Source organism: Allocatenococcus thiocycli (assembly GCF_921292965.1).
In the GTDB taxonomy this organism is placed as follows: Bacteria; Pseudomonadota; Gammaproteobacteria; order Enterobacterales; family Vibrionaceae; genus Vibrio; species Vibrio natriegens.
In genome coordinates this window covers 84,735-101,795 of the sequence record NZ_CAKLCK010000029.1, presented here as the reverse complement: position 1 = coordinate 101,795, position 17,061 = coordinate 84,735, and the positions used below count along the sequence as shown (strand labels likewise).

The 17,061-nt window shown below is 45.1% G+C and carries 29 protein-coding genes, 1 tRNA gene and 1 pseudogene; 17 read left to right on the top strand and 14 right to left on the bottom strand.

Annotated features, from left to right (window positions below):
* Positions 1-93: 93 nt before the first annotated feature.
* The 13 genes and pseudogenes from L9Q40_RS10630 to L9Q40_RS10570 all read right to left on the bottom strand — a co-directional run bounded on the left by L9Q40_RS10630 (position 94) and on the right by L9Q40_RS10570 (position 7,725).
* A complete protein-coding gene (locus L9Q40_RS10630; RefSeq protein WP_498793376.1) occupies positions 94-330 on the bottom strand; it encodes a DNA translocase FtsK in 237 nt (78 codons plus the stop codon).
* A pseudogene (rdgC, locus tag L9Q40_RS10625) lies at positions 304-1,209 on the bottom strand (recombination-associated protein RdgC); the annotation flags it as partial. The gene L9Q40_RS10630 and the pseudogene rdgC, both read right to left, overlap by 27 nt.
* A 17-nt stretch (positions 1,210-1,226) precedes the next feature.
* Positions 1,227-1,859 (bottom strand): hypothetical protein, encoded by a 633-nt coding sequence (locus L9Q40_RS10620; protein WP_498793261.1) that lies wholly within the window; start codon positions 1,857-1,859, stop codon positions 1,227-1,229.
* Positions 1,856-2,506, bottom strand: coding sequence for a phage N-6-adenine-methyltransferase (locus L9Q40_RS10615; RefSeq protein ID WP_498793260.1), 651 nt, complete (start codon positions 2,504-2,506; stop codon positions 1,856-1,858). The genes L9Q40_RS10620 and L9Q40_RS10615 overlap by 4 nt, the downstream gene beginning before the upstream one ends.
* Before the next feature lie 319 nt (positions 2,507-2,825).
* Complete coding sequence (locus L9Q40_RS10610) at positions 2,826-3,035, bottom strand: hypothetical protein (protein WP_498793259.1); 210 nt, start codon at positions 3,033-3,035, stop codon at positions 2,826-2,828.
* The gene (locus L9Q40_RS10605; RefSeq protein ID WP_498793258.1) at positions 3,028-3,192 is read right to left on the bottom strand and encodes a hypothetical protein; all 165 of its coding nucleotides are present in this window, start codon (positions 3,190-3,192) and stop codon (positions 3,028-3,030) included. The genes L9Q40_RS10610 and L9Q40_RS10605 overlap by 8 nt, the downstream gene beginning before the upstream one ends.
* Positions 3,189-3,458, bottom strand: coding sequence for a hypothetical protein (locus L9Q40_RS10600; RefSeq protein ID WP_498793257.1), 270 nt, complete (start codon positions 3,456-3,458; stop codon positions 3,189-3,191). The genes L9Q40_RS10605 and L9Q40_RS10600 overlap by 4 nt, the downstream gene beginning before the upstream one ends.
* A gap of 43 nt (positions 3,459-3,501) precedes the next feature.
* Positions 3,502-5,202: a lambda-exonuclease family protein gene (locus L9Q40_RS10595; RefSeq protein WP_498793256.1), complete on the bottom strand. Its 1,701-nt coding sequence runs from the start codon at positions 5,200-5,202 to the stop codon at positions 3,502-3,504.
* Positions 5,199-5,942, bottom strand: coding sequence for a hypothetical protein (locus L9Q40_RS10590; RefSeq protein ID WP_498793255.1), 744 nt, complete (start codon positions 5,940-5,942; stop codon positions 5,199-5,201). Before L9Q40_RS10590 ends, L9Q40_RS10595 begins: the two co-directional genes overlap by 4 nt.
* Positions 5,943-5,953: 11 nt before the next feature.
* On the bottom strand, positions 5,954-6,409 hold the full coding sequence (locus tag L9Q40_RS10585) for a hypothetical protein (protein ID WP_498793254.1): 456 nt from the start codon (positions 6,407-6,409) through the stop codon (positions 5,954-5,956).
* A 166-nt stretch (positions 6,410-6,575) separates the two neighbouring features.
* Positions 6,576-6,652: transfer RNA gene (locus L9Q40_RS10580), tRNA-Arg, on the bottom strand.
* Between the two features lie 458 nt (positions 6,653-7,110).
* Positions 7,111-7,281: a DUF3927 family protein gene (locus tag L9Q40_RS10575; protein ID WP_498793253.1), complete on the bottom strand. Its 171-nt coding sequence runs from the start codon at positions 7,279-7,281 to the stop codon at positions 7,111-7,113.
* A 12-nt stretch (positions 7,282-7,293) separates the two neighbouring features.
* Positions 7,294-7,725: a tellurite resistance TerB family protein gene (locus L9Q40_RS10570; RefSeq protein ID WP_498793252.1), complete on the bottom strand. Its 432-nt coding sequence runs from the start codon at positions 7,723-7,725 to the stop codon at positions 7,294-7,296.
* Between the two features lie 771 nt (positions 7,726-8,496).
* Between L9Q40_RS10570 and L9Q40_RS10565 the strand changes: the two genes are divergently transcribed.
* Positions 8,497-9,048, top strand: a complete 552-nt coding sequence (locus tag L9Q40_RS10565; RefSeq protein ID WP_498793251.1) for a KilA-N domain-containing protein — start codon at positions 8,497-8,499, stop codon at positions 9,046-9,048.
* A gap of 28 nt (positions 9,049-9,076) precedes the next feature.
* Here L9Q40_RS10565 and L9Q40_RS10560 read toward each other — a convergent pair whose 3' ends face one another.
* On the bottom strand, positions 9,077-9,718 hold the full coding sequence (locus L9Q40_RS10560; RefSeq protein ID WP_498793250.1) for a LexA family protein: 642 nt from the start codon (positions 9,716-9,718) through the stop codon (positions 9,077-9,079).
* 105 nt (positions 9,719-9,823) lie between these two features.
* On the opposite strand from L9Q40_RS10560, the gene L9Q40_RS10555 reads away from it, so the two are divergent.
* From L9Q40_RS10555 to L9Q40_RS10480, 16 genes are all read left to right on the top strand, one after another.
* On the top strand, positions 9,824-10,012 hold the full coding sequence (locus L9Q40_RS10555) for a Cro/CI family transcriptional regulator (protein WP_498793249.1): 189 nt from the start codon (positions 9,824-9,826) through the stop codon (positions 10,010-10,012).
* A gap of 19 nt (positions 10,013-10,031) precedes the next feature.
* A complete protein-coding gene (locus L9Q40_RS10550) occupies positions 10,032-10,493 on the top strand; it encodes a YmfL family putative regulatory protein (RefSeq protein ID WP_498793248.1) in 462 nt (153 codons plus the stop codon).
* Positions 10,493-11,347: a hypothetical protein gene (locus tag L9Q40_RS10545; RefSeq protein ID WP_498793247.1), complete on the top strand. Its 855-nt coding sequence runs from the start codon at positions 10,493-10,495 to the stop codon at positions 11,345-11,347. Before L9Q40_RS10550 ends, L9Q40_RS10545 begins: the two co-directional genes overlap by 1 nt.
* Positions 11,344-12,744, top strand: coding sequence for a replicative DNA helicase (locus L9Q40_RS10540; RefSeq protein WP_498793246.1), 1,401 nt, complete (start codon positions 11,344-11,346; stop codon positions 12,742-12,744). Before L9Q40_RS10545 ends, L9Q40_RS10540 begins: the two co-directional genes overlap by 4 nt.
* A gap of 240 nt (positions 12,745-12,984) precedes the next feature.
* Positions 12,985-13,191, top strand: coding sequence for a hypothetical protein (locus L9Q40_RS10535; protein WP_498793245.1), 207 nt, complete (start codon positions 12,985-12,987; stop codon positions 13,189-13,191).
* The gene (locus tag L9Q40_RS10530; protein WP_498793244.1) at positions 13,188-13,460 is read left to right on the top strand and encodes a hypothetical protein; all 273 of its coding nucleotides are present in this window, start codon (positions 13,188-13,190) and stop codon (positions 13,458-13,460) included. Before L9Q40_RS10535 ends, L9Q40_RS10530 begins: the two co-directional genes overlap by 4 nt.
* The gene (locus L9Q40_RS10525; protein ID WP_498793243.1) at positions 13,453-13,701 is read left to right on the top strand and encodes a hypothetical protein; all 249 of its coding nucleotides are present in this window, start codon (positions 13,453-13,455) and stop codon (positions 13,699-13,701) included. The genes L9Q40_RS10530 and L9Q40_RS10525 overlap by 8 nt, the downstream gene beginning before the upstream one ends.
* Positions 13,701-14,066, top strand: a complete 366-nt coding sequence (locus L9Q40_RS10520) for a putative endonuclease domain-containing protein (protein WP_498793242.1) — start codon at positions 13,701-13,703, stop codon at positions 14,064-14,066. The genes L9Q40_RS10525 and L9Q40_RS10520 overlap by 1 nt, the downstream gene beginning before the upstream one ends.
* A 2-nt stretch (positions 14,067-14,068) precedes the next feature.
* Positions 14,069-14,515, top strand: coding sequence for a NinB/YbcN family protein (locus tag L9Q40_RS10515; RefSeq protein ID WP_498793241.1), 447 nt, complete (start codon positions 14,069-14,071; stop codon positions 14,513-14,515).
* The gene (locus L9Q40_RS10510) at positions 14,512-14,865 is read left to right on the top strand and encodes a hypothetical protein (protein WP_498793240.1); all 354 of its coding nucleotides are present in this window, start codon (positions 14,512-14,514) and stop codon (positions 14,863-14,865) included. The genes L9Q40_RS10515 and L9Q40_RS10510 overlap by 4 nt, the downstream gene beginning before the upstream one ends.
* Before the next feature lie 4 nt (positions 14,866-14,869).
* Positions 14,870-15,160, top strand: a complete 291-nt coding sequence (locus L9Q40_RS10505) for a nuclease domain-containing protein (protein ID WP_498793239.1) — start codon at positions 14,870-14,872, stop codon at positions 15,158-15,160.
* Positions 15,157-15,567: an antiterminator Q family protein gene (locus tag L9Q40_RS10500; RefSeq protein WP_498793238.1), complete on the top strand. Its 411-nt coding sequence runs from the start codon at positions 15,157-15,159 to the stop codon at positions 15,565-15,567. The genes L9Q40_RS10505 and L9Q40_RS10500 overlap by 4 nt, the downstream gene beginning before the upstream one ends.
* Positions 15,568-15,754: 187 nt before the next feature.
* Entirely contained in the window at positions 15,755-15,949 is a 195-nt protein-coding gene (locus L9Q40_RS10495) for a hypothetical protein (RefSeq protein WP_498793237.1), read from the top strand.
* Complete coding sequence (locus L9Q40_RS10490; RefSeq protein WP_498793236.1) at positions 15,949-16,470, top strand: glycoside hydrolase family 108 protein; 522 nt, start codon at positions 15,949-15,951, stop codon at positions 16,468-16,470. The genes L9Q40_RS10495 and L9Q40_RS10490 overlap by 1 nt, the downstream gene beginning before the upstream one ends.
* Positions 16,471-16,479: 9 nt before the next feature.
* Positions 16,480-16,668, top strand: coding sequence for a hypothetical protein (locus L9Q40_RS10485; protein ID WP_498793235.1), 189 nt, complete (start codon positions 16,480-16,482; stop codon positions 16,666-16,668).
* 61 nt (positions 16,669-16,729) lie between these two features.
* Positions 16,730-16,918, top strand: coding sequence for a hypothetical protein (locus L9Q40_RS10480; protein WP_498793234.1), 189 nt, complete (start codon positions 16,730-16,732; stop codon positions 16,916-16,918).
* The last annotated feature ends 143 nt before the right edge of the window (positions 16,919-17,061 follow it).

Here is a 17,061-nt window from a genome sequence, read left to right as displayed (position 1 = left end):
TACCAATGTTTTTGAAATTTGGTAGGTGACAAATGGGAAAGTCTGGTATGTACTGGAGACATTAAAAGAAAAGGCGCACTAAGCGCCAATTCGTTAAACCAAAACTTCTCGTAATCCGTTATGTCCTGGTTGGGATACGATATTCTGTAGCTCCATAGAATCCATTATTCTGGCTGCATGGTTGTAGCCGATCTTGAACTTGCGTTGCAGGGCAGATACTGAAGCTCTACGAGTTTCTTTTACGAACTCGATAGCTTCGTTAAGTAGTTCAACGTTTTTAAGTTCAATTTTCTCCAATTGCTTTTCAACCTCATCCAGACCGCCAAGCACATCGATGAGCGATTTGATAAGAACCTGCATTTCGCCAGCTGCGAGAGCAAAGTCAGCATCCATTCGAGCGTGAACATCCTCGCGTGGGATATCTGCGTTTTGGTCTAGCAGTTCACTACCGAAAGAAACTCGGCTGATCGCCATACTCTCTTTGAGCACGAAGTTAATACTGTCCTGCCAATTAAGCTCAAGAGCGACTACCATCTTGTCCTCTGCTATGTGCTGGTGGACTGCTTCAGAGGTGAGCTCGTTGTTTTTGAGTTTTACGGTGCCGCCATCATCAAGAATCGATTTCATGTCAGCGGCATTTCCTATCGTGTAACCTGCAGGAACATCACCAGACTTAACCCATTCGGTTAGCGTGGTTTCAATGGCGATTTGTGGGATGAGTGGAACGACCGGAAGACTGCCCATAGATTTGCGGAGTAGGGCGAGAACATCTTCTGCTTTCTTGTGAGTGGAAGCGTCTATAACAATCAGGCCATCTGACGGGAAGATAAAAACATTGGTAAACGTTTCTTTGATAAAAGCGGTTGGCAATTTATCCATGATCACATCATCACGGATATTATCTCTCTCTGTCTTCTTGAGTGGCCCTCCTACTTCTGCCTCCATGAAATCAACTTTCTCTTTGACGAGTTTGTTGATACACGAAGCCGGCAATAGCTTTTCTTGCTTACAGGAACGTAGAAGGATGTTACCGCCAGACAAGTGAGTAAACATCTGGCCTTTTGGTAATGCGGACACCCAGCCGAATTTCTGTTTATCCTGGCTACCACATGGAGTGAGTTTGAACTCTTCTAGTTGCTGTTCGAGTTTTTCTGCATTGAATACTAAATCGCGGTTAACGCGATATATGATCATATTTTTTGGAAACATTGGTCGTTACCTGTTAATTAAACACGCTCAAATCCGGCACAGAGAACGACGATCATTCCATCGCTATCTTCTCCGATTTTAGGCATGGTTTTGAATTGTGATGAGGAAGGACATTCATGTTTGAATTGAGGCCAGTTCTCAAAGCCTTCTTTCTTTATCTGCTCCTTGTTTTTACGCAGATCGTTTAGTGTTTCAATTCGAACGTCGGTAACTTTTAGCGTTAACCGGCTAGCCCAGCGAGGCATATGAATAGATGGTCGCCAGTGATAACCTCTGACTTCCCAATCAGGACAATTAGCGATTGTATCGCGCTCACTGGCTTTGAATCTTACCTCGTGAACTTCACTACGATTTCGAGGAGATACTTCTTGGTAATCGTTATGACCTAGTGTGGCAAATGTCTCGCGCACATATATCAGATCGCCAATTGACGCTATCGGACAAGCATCACTAGCCACTCCGTCCCAGAATAAATCACCTTTAACTTCATCAAGGTTGATCATCGTTTGATGAACCTTGCTAGGCCACCAGTCATAGCCAAGGCCACTAGCTTCTGGCTGTGGTTTCATTGGACGACGCGTAACACTCTTTCGCTCATCCAAAAGCGCTTTAACCATTTCTGTGTTGAAGATCATAGGTACTGCTTTCATACCGCCACCTGCTTATTCATCATTTCCAATATAACATTGCCTTGAGCCAGCAAATCATCACGGCTTAATCGCTCTACTGGGCGTCGTTCCCATCTCCATTCGCGGTCAAATATCATTACTGCTGATGAAAATCCGGATGAACTCGGCTTATCTTTATCCGTAGCTGGCTTATACCAATCAGGAGCTTCAAAGCCGATTCGACCTTCTATGTACTGGATAAAGTCGGCTTTATCTGTAAACCATTTCTCAGACGTAGCGGCTTTAATGAGAAGGATGATTTTTGCACCCTGGTCGCGTTGTTTTAGGCACCAGTCGATAATGTGAGTCATACCTGTGATGTATTGGTCGTCGTCCATGAATGGGCGAGAATAGGGAGGATTGCCAAACGCAGCACTTCCACCAATCTCCTTCAGGTCATCAGCGAGGTTCTGTGCCAGTGCGTTATCTTTGGCTGTGTAGTAATTCGGAAGCAGGGCATTGCAATCATCTGCGAAAATATCAAGGACGATAGAGCCAAGGCGTGAGTTGAAGGTACTAAAAAGGCCCCACGCGAGAGCCTTTGGTGTTTGCCATTGATCTCCAATCTCTCGGAGTTTATGAGATGGCCGTTGCTGAATGTCTAACAGCGATTGAGCGTATTGGTTCATTTGGTCGTCACCTTATTTGCCTATGTTGATTTCGTGAGGTTATCCCAAGCGCTAAGCACCAAAGCTCGCTTAATTGGTCTGGAAACTTGCAGGGAGTGCGATTGGATTTAGGCTTTGGCTTCGGCTTGTATGGATTAAGCTCTCTAACCTTGTTGACCTTCGCACGAGATTTGTGAATGTCGTCAATGGCTTCATCGAGCGTTAAACCTTTGTGCAATCGACGCCTAATTGTTGGCACCGCCGCGCCGATAGATTCGGCTATCGCCACTAGGCCGACAATGCCATTCCATACATGTTTGGGCGCTGCCATAACTTCTCATTAAATGACTTGATAACCTTGGCATTCAAGCCAGGCTATCGCTGCATCTTTGCCGATCTCACTAAGCAGAAGCTCTTTGTTGAGGTGTTCAACTGCGTCTGCCTCTCCAATTGATTCAACAATGTCACGAACTGGAACACCTTCGGCAGAAACCTCATCGCCTTGAATGGTGACTTTGTTGGATGAGAATTTGATGTTTTTCTTAAGCATGGCTGTATTTCTCCATAACCTTTCTTGCGTCGGATACGGCATTGCGAGACAAGTCGCCATTCAGAAGTGATTTAAGTGTTGAAACAAGTTCGGCTTTATCTTCTTCAGACTGGCTAAGCTTTTTGGTCAGGTTGGTGATGATGTCTTCGTCACTCATTGGTCGTTACCTTTATCAAAAACTTGTTCTTCCCAATCAATAACGTATTGAGAAAGGTTATTAGCATTGGCGCATCGCTCAACTTCAGAACGTTTAGCACCAGCGTTAAATGCTTCTTTTAGCCAGCCAACAAACTCTTGAGGAGTTCTTCCGATTAAACTTGCATCCCATACACGCTTAACGAATGTGCTATTTGCTTGAACTCCACCATGCGGTTTGTAAATCAAGCTTCCGTTTTCGTGTAAATAATATTCGCCTTGGATCATGGTCGTTACCTCAAAGAAAGGAGCCGAAGCTCCTTGTTAGTATTTATGCCGCAGAAACCATATCCATGGCTTCACCGTATCCGTCCCAGTTATCAACACCAGCTGCGTACAGAGCATCAAGCAGGTCTGCTTTGCGCATTAGCTCGTCGTATTCTGATGTGGTGATCGTGATGGTTGTTTCTGATTGGACTTCTGGCTGTTTAACCGGAGTTGATTCAGCTTGTTGAATTGCCTGACGCGCTGTTTCAAAACGGCTTGGTTGCTTATTGGTGGTTTGTGGAGCCGCTTCTTGATGCGGCTTTGATTCGGCCTTGGCAGTTTCATCTAGCTTACGCTGCGCTTCTAAAGCTTCGCGCTTAGCCTTTTCATCAGCTTTACGTTCTTCTTCTTGGCGAATGCGTTCACGTTCTAGTTCAAGTTTCTTCTGCTCAGCATCTTTGTGCTCAGCAATGCGAAGCTTAACCAGCGTCTCGAAGTCGTCGGCAGGTTTGAAAGCAATGGATGACCAGTCGTTGAACAGGAACTTGTATTCCTGATGCTGCTTAACGTAATCAAGGTTGGTTTGAACAATGTCTTTCTGTTCGGAGAGAGCAACCTTAGCGTTCGCCAGTTCTTCACTGATTGCGCTGCGCATGCTTTCGATGTTGCGTTTGCCTTTAATTGCTCCGGCAAAGTCAGCTGAGATGTTGAAGGCAACGTTGTACTTCTGACATGCATCAGCAATCAGGCCTTGAATTTCACCTTTAGCCTTCATGACAAGCTCAGTCTTAATCTCTTCTTTGCGAGACTTAACCTGCTTGTCGAGAGCCAAACGAGCCTGACGAATATTCTCACCGATAAAGCCAAGGTCTTTAACGAATTGGTCGATACTTTCCACCTCTCCAAGTACTTGGTGAGACATCAGGCCGAGTTTGTCTTCTGCAGACTTGAACACCTTGACCATGCTTTCGGCGCTGGCGAAGTCCTGGTCAGTTTCCAGTTTCTTCTTAGACTGCTCAACCAAATCCAGCGCTTTCGCTTTGTACTCTTCTAGGTTGCTGGCAATCGCCAGGCCGTTCATCTTGTAGCTAATAGCAGGAAGATCTTGAATGACTTCTGCAACGACTTCAGGTTTTGATTCCTGAGTCACTTCACCGTTCGCCAGCTTAGCCTTGTACTCTTCCAAATCCACTTTGAACTGTTTCAGTCCCGCAAGCATCTTCTTAACCAGTGGCTTGCTTGATTCATAGTTCAGCTCGTTCCAGTTATCTTCGGTTCCGTCACTGGCTACGAACTTACAGAACGGAGCGCCGGATAAAAGCAGCTGCTGCTCCATTTGGTAGTTGTAGTGGTCATCGAGCTTTTCATTATGGATAGCAGCAATGACTTTCTTGTTTGGCGACTTATGCTCAAAAGCCATGCTGGCGTCCATGGTTAAACCATCTAGTGAAGCGAGTAGGGTAAGGCCTTCGCATTCTCCGGTAATGGTCGTTGGATAGAGCTCTTCTTCATAACGGTCTTCAAGTAGCGCTCTCGCCATATCTTCAAAACGGTGACCATCCGCGAAAATCTTTTCCTGATGGGCTGAAACTTCCGGTTTGATACCTGTCGCTTTCTCATGCATCAGTTGATCGCGAGATTTGTAAGGAGAGCACCCCAGTGCTGCAGAAACTTCAGAAGCGGTAAAATCAACAGAGTCACGTAATGCATGCCACTCTGCAGAACCTTGTTGAACGTTATGGAATTGAATGTTCGTTACTTTCATGATGTTTGCTCCTGAGTAATTGCGCGGATTTTGCTTTTCATTTCGTCGGTCATCTGGCCTTTGGACTCAGCCATTGAAATGATGCGCTCTGGCGTGTTTCTTCCTGATTCAATGACCGATTCCCACTTAGGAAAGTTCTTGTCGAAATCATCCTGTGAGTAGTAGGCAGGCTCTTTAACTGGATTAATTTCCTTCTCTTCTGCTTTGACTGGCTGAATGTCTTGAGATTCTTCAGCCAGCTGTATGCCGCGAAGTCGGTCTGCATAGGCTTTTCTTGCTGCAAAACCAAATGCGCGCCATTCAAGCATTTTCTTCGGATAGGATTTCCAGGTGTTGCGGCCCCATAGTCCAGCATGTTCCGCATCTGCCTGGCTGAACTCACCAGTGAACGTCACAACGTTACCGTTGATGTTTCTTTGAATGATGCACTTTGCCGTCATTGAGTGGTTGTCAAAGCCATCGTCGATACTGACCAAGTCAGGTGCAGACATTATCAAAGCACGAAGACCGTCACCCCAAACAGAAGGGCGACCATTCACGACCGCGATATTTTGCAAGGCTTGTACTGGTTTTAATCCGAGTTCAGCACCCATTTGGACAGCGACAAGCACGTTAGCCGGCTTGCCTTGATAATCTTTTGGCACCATTTCTGACTGAGCCATGAGTTCTGCCATTTTCATAGCTTCATCCAGTGACTGTGGGGTGAGTGAAAAGCCGCTTGTTGTAGCGATATTTGCCATTGGTCGTTACCTCAGTAATGTTTTGAAATTTGAATTTGCTCGAATTGAGTAATTAGGTTGGTTTCGAATTGCTGCTTTCGATCCTCGTTGAATCCCTTAAGCACGACTTTCCAATTGGCCTTGATAAATCGCTCGAGCAATTCTTTGAAATGCATTTGGTAGGTTTCAAGTTCGATAAGCTTGTGACCGCTCATCTGTGGCGCGAAATCAATCACCATGATGTTGCGAATAATTCCGCAAATCATTCGATGCGACATGTCTTGGTCATACAGCCAGTCAACGAACTTGCTTATGGTTAACCCGCAGAACTCTTTATTGTGAGTGATGCGTTCAATTCCATTATCGATGTAGGCGTCGAATGAGGATTCCTGCTCCTCGGGCACTAGCTTTAAGATATCCATTGAAGTATCCTTTTCGTGAGTAAGCCGTTTGGTCGCGGCTTGCTGGCTGATGAACTGAGTGTTCATTGGTCGTTACCTTTGTGACGGGACTTTGGTCGGTTACGTCACCCGATAGCCCCGCTTATGCGGGGTTTTTGGTTTCTGGAGCTTAAGAAGTGAAGCCCCTCGACCTCCTCCAGAGGCGAAATATGGTAAAAACCAGCGTTCTTTTAAAACCAAGGGGCATTGAATGTGGCACCCCGTACAGAATTCGAATCTGTAACTTTCGGATTAGAAATCCGATGTTCTGTCCAGTTGAACTAACGGGGCATATTTTGAAAGCGGCCTGCACAGGTTGTCAGTACTGCTATTTTTGTTTGACCGTATAGGTGACTCAAGCCGCTTTCGAAATGACTGTAGTTTTACTTCATTTCGGAAGGGCTCATTATCGTTAGCCTTTAACAAGATTTTCGGTTTACTCCGCTGAACCGCTTTAGTGCGTTCTCGTTCCACTTGCCTATTACTTTGCAGCCGTTGGCTTGTTCGAGGCTATCGCGGTCTTTCCCGCCGTCATAATGATCACAGGTTAAGGAGGAACCCGCTCATTCCGTAGCATTTTTGCTGTCCATTCTACGTCCTAAGCGCAATGGAATTTACTTAGGCTTCAGCTTCCAGTGCGGTGTAACTGGCGCGGATTACCATGTCTACACAGATACCGTCTTTAGCATGTACAAGATGCTTCGGTTGAGTGTTTAGTGTCATTCACCGAAGAACCTTAAGGTGAGGCACTAAGCCTCATCCTCTTTTTTCGCTTTAACCATCGTCCACAGTATGTATAAGACGATAACCATGATTGAGCCCTCAACGACAAAGCTAACAATTCTGCTTACCGAGTCGAAAAGAGCAACAAACACACATAAGAATGCAGCGACAATGCCTAGTATTTGTTGCTTATTCATAACTGGAGCCTGTTAGATGTAGTTGTCAGCGTTAAGGCCAAATGCTTTACCGATGTCTTTCAGTACAGCCATTTCCGCGTCGTCGATCTCGCCATCAGCGTCTGCAATCTCAATCGCAATGATGAAAGCTTCTTCTTTTTGCTGCTCGTCGCTGTTAACGTCTTTAAGCTCTTTCATTAGCTTAACTTTTGCTAGGCGAGCGCCTGATTCGTACATTGATGAGTACTTATCGATGGTTGCGCCGATTTCAGAGCCGAAGTGTTTAAGGTTATCGTTTGACTCGATGATCCCTTGCAGCTTCTCAAGCTCGTCTGCTGAACAATCGCCGTCAGCAAACGCAACAAGAACTGAACCTGCAACAATAGCTTCCATCAGGTCGCGGTTTTCTACTTTGTGAAGGTTTGCTTTGGCTGCTGCCGCTTTCTTTTTAAAAATTCCGAACATGTGTTATTCCTCATTGGTTGTAATTTGAAATCCCTCTAATGCAGTTTCATTAGGCCTTGTCGGCTTTGCCTTACTCCGCTGTCCGACCATTAAAAGGATTTCAAATCGGCACTCATAGAATGCCAATTTCCCGAGTCTCGAACGCACGTTGTGCTCAATGGCAATGTATTTCTCGTGACTGCCAAACGTGACTCTCGCATCCAATTCATTTCCACCGTGGATGATGCTCGGTGTGACCTCCAGTTGTTCGGTAATTCAGAACTGCTGGTAATCGTTCATGGTCCAAGTTGTTAAAGAGCGGTGTTCTGTGTTGATGGATTTAATTTAAGAAAACTTAAGTTTTAAGTCAAGTGTATTTTTAGGAAAACTTAAATTAATTTTTATGACTTATTAAATTTCAGTGAATTACAGGTGTAAAAAAAACCGCCACTAGGGCGGTAGATGTCATAAAAATTATTAGGCTTGTGGAATGAGCGTAACCATTGAGTTACTATACCTGCGTGGGTTGCTTGGTCGTGGCCCGCAAGCTAATGAATTATATTCATTGGTTGTTACCTATTGTGGCGTTGCCTTGGTCGGTTCGCCACCCGATTAGCCCGGCTTTATGCCGGGCTTTTTGGTTTCTGGCGGTTAAAGAACGATCGCTAAACTGGTTGAATAGCCAGCGTTATGAAATTAAGATGGATCTTGTCCTTGCCGTAGCTTTAAAAAGCGTAATACCGACCAGTGCGTTAAGGACACCGTTCTTTGACAATATAAATAGGTAATTACATGACCAACAAACATCAAATGAAAAATCACACCCAAACTGTACCTGTTAATGGCGTTTCAGTCAGAGTAGATGATGAGGGAAGATACAACCTCAACGATCTGCATGCGGCGGCTGTTATTAATGGAGAGGCAACAGAAGAACAAAGGCCTAGTCAGTTTCTTAGAAGCCGACAAATAAAGAGATTTGTTCAAACATTGAGCAAAGTGCAAAAATGCACTTTGGAACAAAATCAACCACTTAGTGTAAATCATGGCGGTAATAATCAAGGTATATGGGCTCACGAGCTTATTGCTATCCGCTATGCGGCCTGGATAAACCCAGAGTTCGAAATCCACGTTTACACCACATTCAAAGATGCTGTTCTTGGAGAGCTGGCAAACCTAAATCAGCTAAACAGGCTTGATCTACTTATCGCATCAGAATCAAAAGAAGTCAGCCAGTGCGCCAGTAAGATGGCGAAGTGGGGATCTGGCGGGCGAAAGAAAATACTTAACTCAGCCAGAGATAGAATGGTAGACAAGTTACAACTTTCCGTCCCGGGAATTGAATAAAGACAATAAGCCTCCTTTGGGAGGCTTTCTAAAACATCTTCCATCTGGCATCAACAACTACTCCAGCGACCTCGCAGTACTCATCTGCCATATTGATTCGTCTATAAGTTGGATCTGGGTTGAGTGGCACTAGGAACATTCCTTCAGGTTCGATACTGATTTTTTTAAATGTCGCCATATGTTTATCTTCACAGTAAGCAACGACAAAATTTCCATGGCAGTATTCTCGCTCTGGATCAACTAGTATCAACATGCCCTCTAAGAATGAAATTCCAGATCCTTGGGGTGCTGTCATTGAATGCCCGTCTACAACAAGCCAGAATGAATTATCACTACATTTAACCGTGCTATTTTCATATTCTAAGTCAAACGTTTGCACTGCGTCCTTAAACCTACCTGCTGATACCTTCCCTAGAATTGGGTATTTGTCTTTGTATGATGGTTGGATATCTAATCTAGTTACGTTATTTAACCCTTCATCAAGTAAGTCTGAAGCTGAGACTTTAAGAGCTTCGGCAAGCTTCAAAAGATTTGCACCTTTGGGCGCTGTATCTTCCTTTTCCCACTGAGATATTGTTACGTGGGATACGCCCACTTTGTCAGCTAAACCTTTTTGAGTGATTTTTAGCTCTTTTCTTCTGGTTAAAATCTTTGTTCCCAACGACGCCATAGTTAATCTCTTGTTAATTTAAGCTTGCTTAAATTGTCGCACATATTGATTTAGGTTTTCTTTAGTTGTAGAGTTAAAGAAAACTTAAACATGAAGGTCATGTAAATGCGTAAATCTGACGTTATTAACTACTTTGGAAGCAAGGTAAAAACCGCCAAAGCTTTGGGTATTTCACCTGCATCCATCACTCAGTGGGGTGAAATCATCCCAGAGTCACGTGCTTATCAAATTGAGCACATCACCAATGGCACCCTCAACGCCGACCATTATCGCAAAAAGTTAAAAACCGCGTAACTACAAGGAGTGATTGATTATGTTAGTGACATTTGACTCAAAGAAAGAAGTGGTTAAGCAGATCATCAAGCACACCAAAGGTGGTCGCGGTGCTTTGGCTGGCGCTATTGGCATGTCTGAAACCACATTCAACAACAAGCTTTACGAGCGCAATGGTTGCCGTTTCTTCGACGATGAGGATTTGGAAGCCATGGAAATTCACGCAGATACGTACTTCTTAGCTCAGTTCCGAGCAAATCAGCGTGGAGGCTTGTTCATTCCGCTTACTCAAGCAGAGATTGATTCTGAAGAACTCAGCGAAATCCAAATTCGTGAAATGGCGGCATTGGGTGAAGTGAACGTGGAAATTTCAAAAGCACTCGCCAATGACCAGATGATCGACAGCAAAGAAGCTAAGGCAATTAAGTCTGCGGCGATTGAAGCAGCTGCGCGAGTTATTGCCAGTAAGTTGGCAGCGATACGAGTGTATGGGGTGGAATGATGAGCAAAGCATTCAAGGTAATTCAGGCTATGGGCGGTAACGATGCAATTGTGATTCATAAGCCATTTATGGAGTTTTGTCGCAACTACAACCAAGCGGCGGTTTTATCTCAGTTGGTGTTCTGGTCAGGAACAAAGCCCAATGGCGAATGGTTCTATAAATCACACGCTGAATTGGGTGCCGAAACCTATTTAACGGTCGATCAGGTTCGTGGTGCGTTGGCGAAATTAAAAGATAAATTGGGCGATGCTTTGGAAGTAAAAATCAAGAAAGCAAACGGCATTCCGACGCCTTACTTTAGATTCAACCAAGAAGCACTGATTAACCTTATTTTTCCTTGTGAGGCCTTATCACAACTGGATTCGGTGAAATCCCCGAATCCATTCGGTGAAAATCCCGAATCCATTCGGTCAAATCCCCAAGTCCATGGATTCGGTGAAAATCCCGAATCTATAACAGATCATAACCATATAAATACTACAGATCTAAAAACTACCAAAAAGGAAAAATCCAAGAAGCAAGAATTGATTTCTAAAGAACAAATCAAGTCCATTTGGAATGAATCAGTTTCTGGCTCTAATAATCCTGAGCAAGCTCAGCTCGTTCGGGTGGTGCCTGAGAAATCGCTGAAAGACATTGCAAAGACCTACAAGCTCTACCAAGAGATTAAATCCTCAGATAATCAGGAAGCGCTTCCTATCGGTGACTGGATAGGGAATTACTTCCAAGCCGCCCTTAAGTTCCGTGCAAGCATGGGTTCAACTGACGGGACATTCAACTGGAAGATCAGTCTTGAGTACGCATGCCGACCAGCAACCTACGAGAAGGTGCTTAACTGGGGGACAAATCAATGATGAATTATCCAGCGTCTGACAATGCGCATTCAGCGGAGCAGTCTGTGATTGGCTCTCTGGTTCTGATTGGCGACATGACTCAAGAATCAGCAACAAAGCTCCTTGGGTACCTGAAAGAATCTTCATTCCTGCATCGCGCTCATCAGGTTATTTTTAAAACGATCCGAGATATGGCCAATCGCGGCGAATACGTGGACATGATTTCGCTTGAAGCCAGCCTGAATCGCAATGGCCACTTGGAAGACTGCGGAGGGTTGGGGTATTTGGTTGACCTGTGCAAGAACACGCCAAGCGCGGCTAACGCAATGGCGTATGCGGACATGGTTCGCGAGAATGCGATAGAGCGCGTCATCGCCAGCAAGTACCAGAACGCTTTGGCACTGCTGAGCGAAAAGGACGGGCGCAAGGCCAGTGACAAGCTCGGAGATATGATTTCTGAACTGGAATCCATCAGTGCCAGATCTTCTCGCGGTAAGGAATCGGGTTTGGTTCACATCAGCGAGGTATCTGAGCAATGGGTTAACGAGCTAGACCAACGATTTTCTAATCCAGAACTGGCAGCGGGTTACACAACCGGCATTGAATCACTGGACAAAATTTTATATCCGAAGTTCATACGTCGCGGTTCGCTTGTTGTTATCGGCGCTCGTCCAAAGATGGGTAAGACTAATCTGCTTAACAATTTCGTTTCTCAGTTTGCGTTTAAGCATAAAAAATCCTGCGCGGTGTTCTCGCTTGAGATGCCGAACGGTCAGGTATTTGAGCGCATGGTTAGCTCACGGGCACAAATTAACTCAGAGGTGTTTTACTGCGGATCAAGTGATGATGCGGATTTCGCAAAAATGAGCATGGCTGTTGGTGAGCTAAATAAAACAAACATCTATCTCGATGACACACCAGGCATAGATCTAAAACACATTCAGCGTGAAGCACGCAAGTTAGCTAAAAAGTCACCACTTGGATTAATCGCTGTTGACTACCTAACGCTGATGAGAGCCGAAAAAGCAGACCGTAACGATCTGGCTTATGGCGAAATCACCAAGGGGCTAAAGAACCTGGCTAAAGAACTGGACTGTGTTGTTCTGTTGCTTACCCAACTTAACCGTAACCTTGAAAGTCGCGCAGACAAACGACCAATGCCGAGCGACAGCCGAGATACAGGGCAAATTGAGCAAGACTGTGATTTGTGGCTTGGGGTTTATCGTGAATCGGTTTACCGGGACAACGTTGCACCAGAAGCCCGTGGAGTTACCGAAGTGATCGCAAGATTGAATCGCCACGGCGGGACTGGGACAGCTTACCTAAATCTCGTGAATGGCTACTTCGCTCAAGCTGACGCTCATCTGGTTCATCTGGCTCACGCATCCGGAGCTAAGAACAAAGGGAGTGATTACTGATGCGTATCACAAGCAAAGTTCTTCAATCAGCATCACACCACGAACGAGAAGGTCAGTTATTGCGCGCTGCGCTCTTCTGGCTGATAGCCTCTCGATTAACTGAAACATCAACAGTTCGCAAATCAATGATTGAGCGAGCTAGGGAATGCATCAGTAGCGTATTTGAAAAAAGGGGTAACGACCAATGACCACTCTATTGACCAAAGTAAATGCCATTAACGTGACGGAAGAGGCTTGATCATGGAAAAGATAAAAATTCTCTCACTATTTTTCATTGCTGCCGTCATCACCATGGTGGTTGGCATACAGATTTACACGATGGAAATTGATGACGAATGGAAAGGGATCATCTTGTACGTTTGCGCCTGTGTCGTGGCTTACGTTCTGTACGTCATTTCTGGTGAAGCAAAACGCGAAGATCTGGACGCATGGGAGGACGAAGAGTGAAAGATATCGTCATAAAGAATGTCCACGAGCATTTGGTTTCGTGTGGCTTTAGCGTTCAGAACTCCCTGACACAAGCAGGTAAAGCGTGGCAGTTCTTTCAGAAGCAAATCTGTAATTCTCGTGACCCATTCAAAGACGCTTGTGATTTTGCGGGGGGGCAAGCGGTACTAATAGAACCAAAAATCAAATACAAGTCGCCAAAGGCCAAGTCAAAACCGCGCACCAAGAAACCTCAGGAAGCTTTCAACTTTGGGGGTGCGCATGAGTAAATTAACGATCTGCGTTCTGCCAGATAGCAAAGCCGTTGATGCGCTGGTTACCTGCTACTCATACAAGAAAGTCTATGTGCATGACGGCAAGTCATACCTTGTTGAGGAGCTAAATCCGATCGGAAAAGGGCAATCCGCCCGACTTCAAGCAACGCTCAATCCCGTTTCAGACGAATGGGAGCAACTGCAAAAATCATACGAATCCATTTTTGGGTTATCTACGAATGGAGGAAGTTTCTGATGGCTAGCGCTGGAGAGCTGTTATTCAAGAGCAACATCAAGAGTCTTGGGCTTCCTGTTCCTGAGTCTGAATATCGCTTTAAAGGATTTTGCGGTAAGCGTCGATGGCGGTTTGATTTCGCCTATCCAGATTTGAAAGTTGCAATTGAAATCGAAGGCGGAGTTTACACAAAAGGTCGTCACACTCGCGGCAAGGGCTACGAAGCGGATTGTGAGAAGTACAACACTGCTACGGCTATGGGCTGGCGGATATTCAGGTTCACCACTGGCATGGTTAAGAGTGGCGAGGCTGCGCTGGCAATCGAAAGGTTCTTGTTGGATCAAAAAAGTGACGACAAGCAATTGATTAATTCGGTGGCGAGGTAGTTATGAAAGCTATCGAACTCAAAGCGGACATGCGCACCGTTGGCTCCGTCATTGCTCAAATCACAAAACTTGTCTCTGATGGTTTCGCTTTGCGCATCTCCGTTAAGCAGTGGACGGAAAAGAGATCGCTTAGCCAGAACGCACTGCAACACGTTATCTACAAAGATATTAGCGTTTATCTGGTTGATCATGGCCGCGACTGGTCGCCAGAGCGAGTTAAGAAAGCGCTGAAATATAAATTCCTCGGTGAGTACATTGAACAGATAACCGATGTCGTGACGGGTCAAGTGTATGAGCGTCGAGAATTGCGCAGCACAGCAGGATTAGATAAAGGCGAGGCCTATCACTACACCACGCAAATCATTCAGTGGGCCGAATCAATAGGATGCGAAATCAAGATACCAGCTAACTGCGAGTATCGAGATTTGATGGAGGAGCAAAACCAATGAGCGTTTTAAAAAAATCGATGAGAAGTAATCACTCAAATTGGAACTTCAGAAGTAAGGTTGATGAGGATATTAAATGGTTTGAAGATCGGCGTGGTGTAGCGTTGAGTAAAGAAGAAACGCTAGATTTCCTATTTGGCAATCACTCTGAATTTTCAAGAACGAGACTTGATTTATACCTTCTAGAAAAACCAAAAAAGACAGCTTTTCATCGCTTAAATCATCTATGGGCTTACCCGCTTACGTTCGCTCTTGCGCCATTTCGATACGTCCTCTACGGCGACATTGGCTGGACAAACAAGACTAAGTTTGGCCGGTTCTTATTGAAATCTTGTGGGTATAGTAAGGAGTAGCACAATGACTCTGGCCAGAAGTAAGAAAATACTCAAGTCTGCCAAAGGCGAAGATTGCACGCTTCGCCTGGTTGGCATCTGCAACTTTAATCCTGAAACAACCGTGGCTGCTCATGTTGGCGTTCGTCGTGGTATGGGGATCAAGTGTGGCGATAATTTCATTGTTTACGCTTGTTCTAATTGTCATGCCGTTATCGATTCAGCAGGCCGTGAGCAGTACGCCGCAGATAAAATGAGAGCTCTTGAAGAAACTCAGGAAAAGCTCATTGAGAAAGAGCTATTGGTGATTGAATGAGAGATTTGAGCACAACTAAAAAGATACTTAGAGCGTGGGGAAGCTGGAGTGACAACAACGTTAACTGCGATTGGTACCGAGAAGCGCCTGGCATGTCTAATGTTCTTCCCAAGGAGGCTAAGCCATACTTCGAAACTCTCTCAGATGAAGATGCAGCCGCTATCGAAAAAATCGTGTTGATGATGCATGATCCAGAAAACCCAAGGCCGATGACGTTTTTCATCTTGAGTTATGTTTACGGCCTGAATAACTGCGAGATAGCGAGACGAGCCTCTGCGTCTGATAAAAAAAAGTGCTCAGAGGGCAAGGTCAGAAGCGTTCTAATGCTGATGGAGACGTTCGTGCAAGGCGCGCTCACTGCGCAGGAAGATGTTGGGCTAACACTGAAATTTGAAGTTTGTGAGTGATTTTTTCAAAATAACCCTATTCGTTACGAATTTTTTGCCCTAGTCTGACAGTATAAAATCTTCGGCGGTCGCACTGTTCCGCTGCAAATAACCATTTCAAAGCTCGGCATTCGCTGGGCTTTTTTCGTTTCTATCGTCAGTTAAATTTAAGTTTAAAGGGACACTCCGGCAGGGGGTGGATATGCGTATGAATGAAAAAATTTCCAGTTCCTTGTCGTATGCGTGGGCGTGGTTTTGCGGCCTGTTTGCTTGGGCACCTGGAATCTCTCCAGATTGGTGGACAGTAATTATTGCTGCAATAGGTATGGTCATCACGGCAACTATTAACTGGCACTTCCAGAAGAAGCGATTTAGAGCGGAGTTTGGGGAGGGCGAAGGCTGATGGATTTCGACACTATATTCGATCGAGTGATGGGGGCTGAGGGCGGGTTTACCGACAACAGAAAAGACCCTGGCAACTGGACTGGCGGTAGAGTTGGGTCTGGCGAATTGAAAGGCACCAAATTCGGCATAGCTGCAAACACCTATCCAGACCTAGACATAAAGAACCTGACAATAGAGCAAGCAAAAGCCATTTATTACGAAGATTTTTATATCGCGAATGGCATTAATTCATTCTCAACTGCAATGCAATACCAAATGTTTGATGCGGCGTTTAACCATGGAATGCGTAACGCATCCAAGATTTATCAAAGAGCGGTAGGCGCCAAAGACGATGGACGCATTGGGCCAAAAACAATGAAGTGCCGTGAAGCGCTAAGTGAAGATGATGTTCTCCTTCGGTTCCTGGCTAAACGCATCTTGTTTTACACATCATTAAGTACATTCGCTACGTTTGGTCGAGGATGGTCAAACCGAGTTGCAGATAACCTGCTATACGCAGCACAAGACAATCAGAGTTAGGTTGGAATTATGATCGGAATTATCACAAAAGCGCTACTCGCATTCGGCTCTAAGCTGCTTATGTCATTCGGCAGCGAAAAGTTGATTGAATGGGCTTTCTTTTATCTTGCAGAGCAGATAGTGAAAGGCACTAAGACCAAACACGACGACGAGTTTCTTGAAAAGGTCAAAGAGGCTTACGGCGAAAAATCCGCATGAATAATCAGTCCTAATATCTGCAGGACTACATCAGAACCCAATGCTTACAGGAGCATTACTAATGACAAATCCAATCATGAAATATTTCGAATATTCGCACCTGCCTGATCATCTTCAAGAAGTCAGTAAGCCGATTGGCGATTTGGCGAAACAGATGGATGAAGCGCTTCCTGATGGTCCAGAGAAGTCAGCAGGCCTTCGAAAATTATTGGAAGCGAAAGACTGTCTGGTTCGCGCGAAGCTTGGTTAATCATGAAGAAAAAGAACAAAAAGCACATCAGAGACATAAACCTCCGCAAGCGCGGTAACTCATTCAAAAATCTCCCATGGAGACGTTGAGAATCCTTCCTTTCGCTACCGAAGGGTTTTTGTCATCTCCACAATAAGGAGGTG